Genomic DNA, 12327 nt, shown 5'->3' on the forward strand with positions numbered 1-12327 from the left:
CATTCCCGCGTATCGCATTCGCAAAGCAAAACAGCGGCCCGGGTTATGGATGACAGACTGATGATTATGGCAGCCACTGATACAGCCAATCCCGCAGCGCTTCCGATAGCGCCACCGGTTCGGCACTGTCTTTGTTCACAGCCGTCCAGGTGATCTCGACGTCGGCAGCGCGGGTTTTGCCGCTTTCGACCGCAATGGCGAAGCCGACGGATTTGCCGCCGATCTTGTCCACCTGCACGGTGAAGCGCAGCGCGTCGCCCGGTCCCAGGGCTTCATAAAGACGCGCCTCGAATTTGGTGGCGCGAAAGTCCGGCTCCTGCTCTTCTGCGGGCCGGGCCTGCCAGAAGCGGTGGAGCGCTTCTTCGCACAGCGCCAGCAGCGCGCTATTGTTCAGCCGTCCGCTGATCCCGACATCGCGCAGGCCGATCAGCGTTTCGGTTACATCAAGCCGTTCTCTTTTCGCCATTGCCCTTGCCCTCCATGCCGTGATCGCTCATGTAAAGGAAAAGAGATTGGTCGCGCAAGTTTGGCGCGGCAGGAGGATGCGTCATGACAACCCGGCTCTATGAAAACCCGATCTTTCTGGAACACAACACGCCGGAAGGCCATCCTGAACGGGCCGACCGGCTGCGCTCGCTGAATATCGCCCTGGAGCATCCGAATTTTTCAGCGCTGGAAAGGCATCAGGCGCAGCAGGCCAATGAGGATGCTGTCATGCTGGCCCATCCCGAAGAGCATTTCATCGCTGTCATGCGGCAGGTGCCGGAGGAGGACGACCGGATCAACCAGCTGGAGGCCGATACCTATGCCTCGCAGAAAAGCCTGCAATGCGCCCTGACCGCCATCGGCGGGGCGATGGCCGCCGTGGACGACGTGATGACCGGTGCTGCCGACAATGTGTTCGTGGCGGGCCGTCCGCCCGGCCATCATGCGGAAAAAACCAAGGCGATGGGCTTCTGTCTGTTCAATACCATCGCCATCGCTGCCCGCCATGCCCAGCAGGTCTATGGCGTCGAGCGGGTCGCCATCGTCGATTGGGATGTGCATCACGGCAACGGCACCCAGGATATTTTCTGGGACGATCCATCCGTGCTGTTCTGTTCCACCCACCAGATGCCGCTTTATCCCTGGACGGGCAAGAAGGATGAGGTTGGGCCACACAATACCATCGTCAACGCACCGCTGTCTGCCAATAGTGGCTCGGACCATTTCCGCGAGGCGTTCAAATCGCGGGTGCTGACGGCGCTCAATGATTTTTCCCCGGATCTCATCCTGATTTCCGCCGGGTTTGATGCCCATCACCGCGACCCGCTGGCACAGATCAATCTGGTCGGTGAGGATTTTGACTGGGCAACCGGGCGGCTGATGGAAGTGGCCGACCGCTTTGCCAAAAACCGGGTCGTCAGCCTGCTGGAAGGCGGCTATGATCTGGAAGGTCTGGCCGAGTCGGCTGGCATGCATATTTCGAGATTGATGAAGGGTTGAGTATGACCGACGTTGCCGCCGCCGATATTGCCGCTTATTCCTTTGAAAAGGCCGTGGCCGAGCTGGAAAGCATTGTGGCCCGGCTGGAGCGCGGTGATGTGGCGCTCGACGAATCCATCTCGATCTACGAGCGCGGTGAGTTGCTGAAGAAACATTGCGAGGCGCTGCTGTCGGCAGCCGAAAACCGCATCGAGAAAATCAGGCTGGACCGGGCCGGCAAGCCTGTTGGTGCCGAGCCGCTGGACAAGGACTAGGCCTGATCCTGGCACGCCCACAGCAAGGAAGATGCGTTTGTCCCTTTGCCGAGGGGCATTTAAGTCCTATATGCATCAACAGGGCAGTTTTACTGGATCTGCCCTATCATTGACCTGAACGTCCTGATTGACAGCGGCGCACTGCGCCTGGGAAACAAACAGGGGTCGCGGGCAAATGACATTGAATACTGTATGATTTTCCCCATTCATGGACCATTCAGGCCGTGCAATGCATTCGGGAGGAAACTTGTGCAGCCGATAGACCGAGTGATGAGAAAAAGAGGCTGGAGCCTGTGACATCGAAGCCAAACACGCCGTTGCTGGATCAGGTCGTGTTTCCGTCCGACCTTCGCAAGATCGAAGATAAGGACATGCCCCAAGTGGCGCGTGAACTGCGCGACGAGATGATCGATGCCGTGTCGGTGACGGGCGGACATCTGGGCGCCGGGCTTGGCGTGGTGGAACTGACGCTCGCCATCCACAAGGTTTTCAACACCCCGGAAGACCGGCTGATCTATGATGTCGGACACCAATGCTATCCGCACAAGATCCTGACCGGGCGGCGAGAGCGCATCCGCACGCTGCGCCAGGAACATGGGCTTTCGGGCTTCACCAAACGGGCTGAGAGCGAATACGATCCGTTCGGCGCAGCCCATTCCTCCACGTCCATTTCGGCAGGCCTTGGCATGGCCGTGGCAGCCGAGCTTGGCCAGACCGACCGCAAGGTCATCGCTGTGATCGGCGACGGGGCGATGTCGGCGGGCATGGCCTTTGAGGCGCTGAACAATGCTGGCGCGCTGGATGCGCGGCTGATCGTCATTCTCAACGACAATGACATGTCGATTGCCCCACCAACTGGCGCGATGAGCGCCTATCTGGCGCGGCTTGCCTCCGGGCGCACCTATATGGGCATGCGCGAGATCGGCAAAAAACTGACCGCCTATCTCGGCAAGAATATCGACCGAGCCATTACCCGCGCCGTCGAGCATGCGCGCGGCTATGTAACCGGCGGCACGATGTTCGAGGAAATGGGCTTTTACCATATCGGCCCGATTGACGGCCATTCCTTTGATCATCTCCTGCCGGTGTTGCGCAATGTGCGCGACAATGCCAAGGGGCCGGTGCTGATCCATGTGGTGACCCAGAAGGGCAAGGGCTATGCGCCTGCCGAGGCAGCCGCCGACAAATATCACGGCGTCAACACTTTCGATGTCATCACCGGTACCCAGGCCAAGGCCAAGCCGAATGCGCCGAGCTATACCGCCGTGTTTGCCGACGCGCTGGTGGAAGAAGCCCGCCTTGACGACAAGATCGTCGGCATTACCGCCGCCATGCCATCAGGCACCGGGCTTGATAAGCTACAAAACCTGTTCCCGGAACGGACCTTCGATGTCGGCATTGCCGAACAACATGCCGTGACCTTTGCCGCAGGCCTTGCCGCCGAGGGCTACAAGCCGTTCTGCGCGCTCTACTCGACTTTCCTGCAACGCGGCTATGATCAGGTCGTGCATGACGTCGCCATCCAAGGCTTGCCAGTGCGTTTTCCCATCGACCGCGCCGGTTTCGTCGGTGCCGATGGGCCAACCCATGCCGGATCGTTCGATACCGGCTTTCTCGCCAGCCTGCCCGGTTTCGTGGTGATGGCGGCAGCGGATGAGGCGGAGCTGAAGCATATGGTGCGCACCGCCGCCGCCTATGATGAGGGTCCGATTTCCTTCCGCTATCCACGCGGCGAAGGCGTTGGCGTGCAGATGCCGGAGCGCGGCGAGATTTTGCCAATTGGCAAGGGCCGGATCATCAAGGAAGGCTCGAAAGTGGCGCTGCTGTCCTTCGGCACGCGGCTGGCCGAATGTCTTGTCGCGGCAGAAGATCTCGATGCCGCCGGCCTGCCGACCACGGTTGCCGATGCCCGGTTTGCCAAGCCGCTCGATCTCGACCTGATCCGCCAGCTTGCCCGCCACCATGCCGTTCTGATCACGGTCGAGGAAGGTGCAGTTGGCGGGTTCGGATCTCAGGTCCTGCATATGCTGGCCAATGAGGGTCTGCTTGACCACGGCCTCAAAGTCCGCAGCCTGGTTCTGCCGGATCTGTGGATGGATCAGGCCAAGCCTGACGTCATGTATGAAAAGGCCGGACTAGACGCCAAGGGCATTGTTTCAACGGTGTTCACAGCGCTGTCGCGCGATGCCTTGGCCCAGGATAGTTTGGCATAGCCGAAGGTCGCCTTTCAGCAGGCGATAATCCACACCGCCTTAAACACCAAAACCCCGCTGGCTATGAAGCAAGCGGAGTTTTGTTGACGTACAGTCACCGATGATGGTGGATAGTTCGATCAGAATTCCGCCCATTCCTGTTTCACGGCGGCGGACGATGCGCCTCCGCCGAAAGCCTTGCCGATCTTGGAGGCAAGAGCACGGGCGGGTGAGGCAATTGGACGCTGCGATGCGCTGGCAACTGCCGGATGTCCGGCAAATGATGACCTCCGACCCGCAAGTTGGAACTGACTGACAAGCGTCTTCAGACGGTTGGCTTCGGTGGCAAGAGCTGCAGCAGCGGCGGTCGATTGCTCGACCATGGCCGCATTCTGCTGCGTCGTCTGGTCCATCTGGTTGACCGCCGAATTGACTTCGGCAAGACCGGTGGACTGTTCCCGTGCCGATGTGGCGATTGCCTCCATCAACTGGTTGATCTGGACCACGTGATCGCCGATCGACTTCAGGGCAACACCGGTTTCCCGCACCAGCTTGACGCCGCTATCGACTTCCGAAGAGGAGTTCTGGATCAGACCCTTGATTTCCTTGGCAGCCTGGGCAGACCGTTGCGCCAGTTCACGCACTTCCTGGGCGACAACCGCAAAGCCCTTACCGGCTTCACCGGCGCGCGCTGCTTCGACACCGGCATTCAGTGCCAGAAGATTGGTCTGGAAGGCGATTTCATCGATCACGCCGATGATGTTGGAAATCTGCTGCGAGCTTTCCTCGATCCGCTTCATGGCGTTTTCGGCCTGATTGACGACTTCCGACGACCGCACGGCGTTCTGGCTGGCGGTAATCGCCACAGAGCGGGCTTCTTCCGTGCGCTGCGAGGAATTGGTCACATTGACGGTGATCTGGTCGAGCGCCGCCGCTGTTTCTTCCAAGGCTGCTGCCTGCTGCTCGGTCCGCTTGGACAAATCATTCGTGCCATCGGCAATTTCACGGGTGCCGTTTTCCATGCCTTCGACGGTCTGGAGGACGGAGCCGAGCGTTGTTCCAAGCTGTTCCAGCGAGGCGTTGAAATCCTGGCGCAGCGATTCATATTCAGCGGCGAAAGCATCGTTGAGCTGGAAGGACACATCGCCCTGCGCCAGGCGCTTCAAGCCCTCGCCAAGGGTCTGCGTTGCAAATCGCAAATTGGCCGCTTCCTGCTCCGCGCGCTGTTGATGGGCAGCCTGGGTCTGTGCCGTTTGCTGGCGGTTGACCGTTGCCTGCTCTTCCAACTCGCGATTGGCAATGGCATTCTTGCGGAACACTTCAACCGCATCGGCCATATGACCGACTTCGTCGCGGCGGCCAATGCCGGGGATGTCGATTGCCGTTTCACCAGTTGCAAGGCTGCGCATTGACGCCGTGATCCGGGTCAGCGGCGCAATCATGCCCTTGTTGAGGAGAAGAAGCGACAAACCGATCAGCAAGACAAGCGTACCGCTGCCCAGCAGAATATTGCGGCGGGCATCATAGGCGGCGGCGTCAGCAGCTTTCTGGCGCACGCTGAGAAGCGCGCTTTCCTCATCGGCAATTTCCTTGGCCTTGGCGCGAATGCCATCCATATAGGTCTTGCCCGCACCGGAAATCTCCAACTGGCGGCCCTGATCGCGGGTCGCCGGGTCTTTCGCCAGGGCAAGCTCCTTGGCAACGACTTTCGTCTGCCAATCCTGAACCATGGCATCGAGATCGGCGAGACGCTTCTGCTGGACCTGATTGTCAGATGTCAGGCTGCGAACAGCTGCATAGGCATCAGTATAATTCTTTAAGCCAGCCTTTTGCGGATCGAGAAATTTCTCATCAGCTTCCGACAGAAGATAAGCGCGAATGCCGGTTTCCTGATTGACCATGGCGGCAACGATGGCATCCATCTTTTGCAGCACTTGATAGGTATGTACAGTCCAATCAGACGATTGCTCCTGGTTGGAGAGCGAACGCCAGCTGACCGCATTCACAACAAGACTAACAGCAAGCAAGATTGCAAATGTCAGTCCAATTTTTGCTACGATCCGTATATTATCCAGAATTTTCATCGTCCAGTTCCCTCATTCGCGAACTTGAAGAGATGAATTCTTTCAAGAGGCGAGCCGTTGCTATCTCAAAACATGATTAATTCGGCGACAGTCCAGCATCATGCCGGGATAAACACAATCTTGGGAATCCCTCTCCCCTGATTGCAACTCGTCACTCGGTTTTTTGTTTTATTGTATATGCATTAAAAAATCTATAATAATATAAATACATTCGCCTCCTCACGAAGCACAACCTTTAAACATTGAAGAAAATACATGTGAAAAGACCTAGTATAAAATCTACCTAGGCGCGAATAATGGTTTTTGTTTTAATTTTTAGATATGTCGTATTTCTTATACATGAAACATATTTTCAACATCTCCAAGTTGAAACATAGAATATTATTCCTGCCTGAATATTTCTTTATGCTCATTTAGTTGCTTTCGCTTTATGCTGAATTTTTGACAAAAATCAATTTTATGATGTGCGTGTCGATGTATATTAAGCCACTTATAATTTGCATTTTTGACCAGTAAATTATTGGAATCATTTTAAAAACACTCTGGCAAATAAGAGAGTGATCCTATCTCTGCGAAATTGACGCCTCTCAAAAGATGCGTGTTACAAGTATCGATGTGAAAAATGCTTACACTCCTGGACGACAGGCAAAGGCTTTTCATCGTCGAAGCCAAGGAAAAGCGCTTTCCCCTTCGCCCTCAACTCCCGACTGTAAAATGATAGCGAAGATTTCAAACCTTTAATTCTGGTGATTTTCTCGGTGGCAATTGCGGTGGCTCGACCGCATTGGCTGCGCCGCTCAACGCTGCGTTGAACCGAGCTGAAAGGAGAAAGACCCGCAGCGTTTCGGACTTCCCCTCCACCTTCTCATATCAAGGCGCTGACATGCTGACGCATCCTCGCCTTGAAGGCATTGCAAACATCTCAAATGCTTGCACCGCTTGAGATATTTGCAAAAGGAATACGAAGAGTCATCTTCAATGACTCTTCGTATAAGAGTAGCGAGGAGGTTGAACTCGTCATCCTCTATCTTTTGGGTTCAGTTTGTCTCTTCGGGAAACGTAGGCCCCATTTTTCCTAACAGTCTGTTCAAGAATTGCTGTTGGCGTGGCGAAAATGGTGATTTCGAGAACCGGAGCGGAGCGTACTTAACGTACGTGAGTACAAGCATTCCAGGAAAAGTGCGAAGCGGTTTTCCGTTTGGAAATGCGAATCAAGCAGGCAAGCGCAGAAATTGCCTTTTGCAGCCCGTCAGCGGCGATTGTTGGATAGACTGTAAGACAAATTCTAGAATTCCGACCATTCCTGTTTGACGGCGGCTGCCGCTGTGCCGCCCCCAAAGGCCTTGCCGAGCTTGGAAACAAGCGAGCGAGCCGGAGAGGAAACCGGACGCTGCGATGCAGCGCTGGAGACAGGATGAGCCGGACCCGCCGAGGCGGTATATTGGGCCATGCCCGGGCCATCCTCCAGCTTGAACTGGCGCAACAGATCCATCAGCGCATCGGCCTCCGTGGCGAGCGTATGGCTGGCTGCGGTCTGTTCTTCCACCATGGCGGCGTTTTGCTGTGTGCCCTTGTCCATGTCGGTGACAGCCACGTTGATCTCCGAGAGACCCGTCGATTGCTCCCGCGAGGCGGTGACGATGGCCGCGACATTTTCGCTGATGTGCTGAACAGCCGTAACGATCTGCTCCAGTTCGCGGCCGGTCTCTCCGACCAGCGACACGCCTGCCCCAACCTGGGCGGAGGATGCGCCAATCAAAACCTTGATTTCCTTGGCGGCCTTGGCAGAGCGCTCGGCCAAGGCCCGCACTTCCTGTGCTACCACGGCAAATCCCTTGCCTGCCTCGCCAGCACGGGCCGCTTCCACGCCAGCATTGAGTGCCAGCAGATTGGTCTGGAAGGCAATATCCTCGATGACGCCGATGATATTGCCGATTTCGCCGGAGGATTTCTCGATCTCGGTCATCGCGGCCACGGCGTTTCTCACCACTTGGCCGGAGCGTTCAGCACCGGTGCGGGTGGTGGCCACCAGCTGGCCGACATCTTCGGCGCGCCGTGCGCTGTCTTTCACCGTGCGCGTAACCTGTTCAAGGGCGGCTGCGGTCTCTTCCACCGAGGCCGCCTGCTGCTCGGTCCGCTTGGCCAGATCGTCCGCCGAGGCGCGAATTTCCGCCGCCCCGGCATTGATCGCCTGGGCATTGGCACCCACCGTCTTCAACGCCGCCTGGAGCTTGGAAAGGGATTCGTTGAAATTCACCCGCAACCCATCCAGTCGCTCGACAAAGGGCGTTGTAAGGCGATGGGCGACATTACCATTGGCGAGCGCCGCAAGCCCTTCCGCCAATTGCACGACAACGAACGAGATCTCGTCGGACTCCTGCTGTTTCTGCGCCTGGGCCGCCTGCTGCTCCTCCTCGGAGCGGCGGCGCAAGGTATCGGTTTCCTGGGTCAGGCGCAGTTTTTCAATCGCCGCATCCTTGAAGACCAGCACGGCCTTTGCCATCCGGCCCACTTCATCGCCCCTGTTGATAGCGGGGACATCGACGCCGTGGTCGCCGGACGCCAGTTTGCTCATCGCCACGGTCATACCTGTGATCGGGTTGACGATAGAACGCGCCAGAAGCCAGATCAGCAAGACAGCCAAGCCACCGGCCAGCGCGCAACCGGCCAGCAGCGCCAATTCAAGACGCGACTGCGCATCGCGCTGGATTCCCCTTTGCTCGTTGCCCATTGCCACCACCACGGTCTTTGCCTTGGCGGCAGCATCGCGGAACGCATCCAGTTCGCCCTTCGACGCATAGACACGCGTAATCTCTTCCACCGTCTTCCCACTCTTGCGGGCTTCCAGCTGCGGCAAGACCAATTGCGTGTGAAATCTGTCGGCCGCCGTCTTGATATCGTCCAGCATGGACTGAACGGCCTGATGACCGGCAGCGGCAGTGCGGGCATCGTCCAGGGATTTCAACATTTTGTCGCGGCTGTCGAAGACGGCCTTATAGGTGCTATCGGACCCCAATAGCAGATAGCCCCGTTGATTGACCGCCTCTTCCAGCATCGCCTGGAGCGTCAAATCCAAGGCATAGCCGACCTGTTCGATCTGAGCATGTTCCTCAAGCGCCGCCTTGACCTGCCGACCCTGGAGAAAAACGACAGCAGAAGCAATGAAGCACCCCGCCATGATCGCGACGAAGGTCAGGTAGAGTTTTTTGCTGAGGGACAAATCCTGAAAAGACATGGGGCCTGCTTCCTATTCTCACTGCATTTGGGCGGCAGCGATTGCCACGCGCCATATGAAAGCCCGATACTCAGGTAGGAAACGTCACGAAGCCGCGAAAAAGCGATCCAAACCCATCGGGCGTGGATGTCACGATCCGGCTATTCGACGTCATCCTTGCCAAGACCTTTTCAGGCCCGGAGACCATCCCTGGCTTTCATTCGAGGCGAGTATTGCCGCAGTGGGTCTAAAAAAGTGTTACATCTGTACCGTGAATAAGCACATGTACACATTTGACCGCCAATTCCGAACCGAGGGCCTGTGTAGATTTGACGAGTGTCAAAACCACCTGTCCGAAAGTATGAGAGCAAGCCTCCTGCCCCTGTCCGAGCCTTGTCCAATTGCCGCAGTTTTCCTCTTATGGGACGCGGAAAGCGATGGCGGCGATCCTACGACCTAGCCTGACAAGGGCAAGAGACTTGCAAGTCGCAGCGGAAACCGTCATTGACGGGGGTATGACCCAATCGCCAAGCCCCCAATCGTTGGAACCCCAACGTCTCGACCAGTTGCTGGTTGCTCTCAATCTGTTCGCCAGCCGCTCGCGCGCCCGCGACGCCGTGCAACGCGGCGGCGTCAAGGTGAACGGCCGCACTGTGACCAAGCCGAGCCTGACCTTCTCCCCTGATGTGACGATCGAAATCGACGATCCGGCCCAGGATTACGTGTCGCGCGCCGCGCTGAAGCTAGTGGCTGGTCTCGATCACTTCAAGCTCGACCCTTCCGGCCATATCTGTCTCGATGTCGGTGCGTCCACCGGCGGCTTTACCGAAGTGCTTCTGCATCGCGGCGCAGCGCATGTGATTGCCATTGATGTCGGCCACGAACAGTTTCATCCCCGGCTGGAAAACGATCCCCGCACCACCAATATCGAAGGGCTGAATGCCCGCTATCTGGAGCCGGAGGATATCGGCAATCAGGAGTTTACCTTCCTGGTCTCCGACGTGTCGTTCATTTCGTTGAAACTGGCCCTGGTGCCTGCTCTCGAAATGGCCGAGCCCGGCAGCCATTGCCTGCTGCTGGTCAAGCCGCAATTTGAGGCGGGCCGCGAGGCCATCAGCAAGGCGGGCCTCCTCAAGGAGCCGGAAACCGCGCCGCTGGTGGCCGCCGAGCTGGAACGCTGGTTAAGCGAAGACATGGGCTGGACAAGCCTTGGCCTGATGCCCTCGCCGATTGCCGGTGGCGATGGCAATGTGGAATTCCTGCTGGCAGGGCGAAAGCCGGAAGAACAGCCTGAGGATGCAGAATGAGCACCGAGACACTGACGATCAACAGCCTCGGCGCCCAGGGCGATGGCATCGCCAATGGCGCGGACGGCCCGGTCTATGTGCCGTTTTCCCTGCCCGGCGAGCGGGTGGCGGTCGCCCGCGTCAAGGACCAGGGCACGATCATGTCGATTGCCTCGGCCTCGCCGGAGCGGATTGAACCGGTCTGTCGGCATTTCGGCCCTGACGGGGTCGGTGGCACCTGCGGCGGCTGTTCGCTTCAGCATATGGAAAAATCCGCTTATAATGAATTCAAGCGCTCGACGCTGATTGCGGCGCTGAAATCCAAGGGCATCGAGACCGAAGTAAACCCTTTGGTCGAGGCCTTTCCCGGCGAACGGCGGCGGCTGGTGTTCACGGCCCGCAAGCGCGAAAAGGGCCTGTTGATCGGCTTTAACCAAGCCGCGTCCCGCCATATCGTCGAGTTGGAGGAATGTCCCGTCACATCCGCGGGCATTCTCGCCCGGCTGGATGACCTGCGTGCCATCGGAGCGGCGATTGCCACCGGATCGGATCATTTCCGCATGACGGTGACGGAAACCACCACCGGGCTGGACGTGTCGCTTGACGGCGTGCGGGGCGGCCTGCCGGACCGCGAGCGCCGGGCGATTACCGAAGTTGTGCTGAAAATGCGCGGCGTGGCCCGCGTTTCCGTCAATGGCGAAATCGTCATCGAGCCGCATAAGCCGATGCTGGATTTCGGCGGAGCGCTGGTCGCCATGCCGCCCGGCACCTTTACCCAGGCGACCCGCCAAGCCGAAGACGCCATGACCGCCTTGGTCCTTGACCATGTCGGCAAGGCCAAGCGGGTGGCGGATCTGTTTTGCGGGATCGGCACGTTTGCCCTGAGACTGGCCCGCCAGGCCCAGGTTCTTGCGGTCGAATCCGACGAAAAAGCGGTGAAGGCGCTGGATCTGGCCGCCCGTAACACCAAGGGCTTAAAACCGATCAAGGCCGAAAAGCGCGACCTGTTCCGCCGCCCGCTGATGGTTTCCGAACTGAAGGGACTGGACGCCGTGGTCTTCGACCCGCCACGGGCCGGAGCTGAGGAACAATGCGCGGAACTCGCCCGCTCGCAGGTGAAAACCATCGTTGCCGTCAGCTGCAATGCTTTGACGCTGGCCCGCGACCTATCGATCCTGATTGCCGGCGGCTACCGCATAACCGCCGTCACACCCATCGACCAATTCCTCTGGTCGCCGCATGTCGAGGTGGTGGTGGCCCTGACGAAGGCCTGAGGCGAAGGGATGAGATCAATACTGCCGCAGCTTGCCGCTACCAACCGCGTTGGCGCAGCGGCAGCTCTCCCCGACCCGGCCCGCACTGGCCGGGCAGGAATACCGCCCGGCACCCGCGTCGCTGGCCGGTGGCTTGATAATGCAGACATAGCGCGGCGGACGGACATTGCTACCCTGCTGCGGAATATTGCGGTTGATCGTATCCGGCTGCGCCTGGGCAAGCTGGAGGAGAGGTGCCGTGGTGGAAGGCGCCGGGCCGGGCCAATCTGCGGCATGAGCCGCTGGCGCCGCCGCGATCATCGCCATGGCAATCAATAAGCTTCGCATCTTTCCCTCCCGAGCAGATAGCCGCAAAACAGTGAAATTCTCTAGAGTCTGTCAGGGAAAAGTGGTTACCGGTTTTCCCGAAAAGACAAACGAAAACAAGAAAACTTAGAGTCTGTCTGGTTCAATCTGAACCTGACAGACTCAAGAGAACTGCTGCATCAGCCATTAACAGAAACCTATGAATATCCACTGAACGACCCGCAAGCCTGCG

At 58.1% G+C, this 12327-nt stretch carries 9 protein-coding genes; 5 read left to right on the top strand and 4 right to left on the bottom strand.

The genetic code is table 11. The annotated features are described in order from the left end of the window. Nucleotides 1–64 precede the first annotated feature (64 nt). On the bottom strand, nucleotides 65–466 hold the full coding sequence (locus IEI95_RS22555; RefSeq protein ID WP_015915132.1) for an acyl-CoA thioesterase: 402 nt from the start codon (nucleotides 464–466) through the stop codon (nucleotides 65–67). 83 nt (nucleotides 467–549) lie between these two features. Between IEI95_RS22555 and IEI95_RS22560 the strand changes: the two genes are divergently transcribed. The 3 genes from IEI95_RS22560 (at nucleotide 550) to dxs (ending at nucleotide 3952) form a co-directional block, all read left to right on the top strand. Further along, a complete protein-coding gene (locus tag IEI95_RS22560) occupies nucleotides 550–1485 on the top strand; it encodes a histone deacetylase family protein (RefSeq protein ID WP_015915131.1) in 936 nt (311 codons plus the stop codon). A 2-nt stretch (nucleotides 1486–1487) separates the two neighbouring features. Next, a complete protein-coding gene (locus IEI95_RS22565) occupies nucleotides 1488–1739 on the top strand; it encodes an exodeoxyribonuclease VII small subunit (protein WP_156531538.1) in 252 nt (83 codons plus the stop codon). Nucleotides 1740–2032: 293 nt separating this feature from the next. Further along, nucleotides 2033–3952, top strand: a complete 1920-nt coding sequence (gene dxs / locus IEI95_RS22570; RefSeq protein WP_194417057.1) for a 1-deoxy-D-xylulose-5-phosphate synthase — start codon at nucleotides 2033–2035, stop codon at nucleotides 3950–3952. Between the two features lie 119 nt (nucleotides 3953–4071). Here the strand turns inward: dxs and IEI95_RS22575 are convergent, their stop codons facing one another. Both IEI95_RS22575 and IEI95_RS22580 read right to left on the bottom strand, forming a co-directional pair. After that, nucleotides 4072–6015, bottom strand: a complete 1944-nt coding sequence (locus tag IEI95_RS22575; RefSeq protein WP_194417058.1) for a methyl-accepting chemotaxis protein — start codon at nucleotides 6013–6015, stop codon at nucleotides 4072–4074. Between the two features lie 1285 nt (nucleotides 6016–7300). Beyond that, a complete protein-coding gene (locus tag IEI95_RS22580) occupies nucleotides 7301–9250 on the bottom strand; it encodes a methyl-accepting chemotaxis protein (protein ID WP_156537675.1) in 1950 nt (649 codons plus the stop codon). A gap of 494 nt (nucleotides 9251–9744) precedes the next feature. Between IEI95_RS22580 and IEI95_RS22585 the strand changes: the two genes are divergently transcribed. Then, nucleotides 9745–10536, top strand: coding sequence for a TlyA family RNA methyltransferase (locus IEI95_RS22585; RefSeq protein ID WP_194417059.1), 792 nt, complete (start codon nucleotides 9745–9747; stop codon nucleotides 10534–10536). Beyond that, a complete protein-coding gene (locus tag IEI95_RS22590; protein ID WP_194417060.1) occupies nucleotides 10533–11789 on the top strand; it encodes a class I SAM-dependent RNA methyltransferase in 1257 nt (418 codons plus the stop codon). Before IEI95_RS22585 ends, IEI95_RS22590 begins: the two co-directional genes overlap by 4 nt. A gap of 15 nt (nucleotides 11790–11804) precedes the next feature. On the opposite strand, the gene IEI95_RS22595 is transcribed toward IEI95_RS22590, so the two are convergent. After that, nucleotides 11805–12116, bottom strand: coding sequence for a hypothetical protein (locus IEI95_RS22595; protein WP_156531534.1), 312 nt, complete (start codon nucleotides 12114–12116; stop codon nucleotides 11805–11807). Between the last annotated feature and the right edge of the window lie 211 nt (nucleotides 12117–12327).

Origin of the sequence: Agrobacterium vitis, assembly GCF_014926405.1 — a bacterium.
GTDB classification, from domain to species: Bacteria; Pseudomonadota; Alphaproteobacteria; order Rhizobiales; family Rhizobiaceae; genus Allorhizobium; species Allorhizobium vitis_H.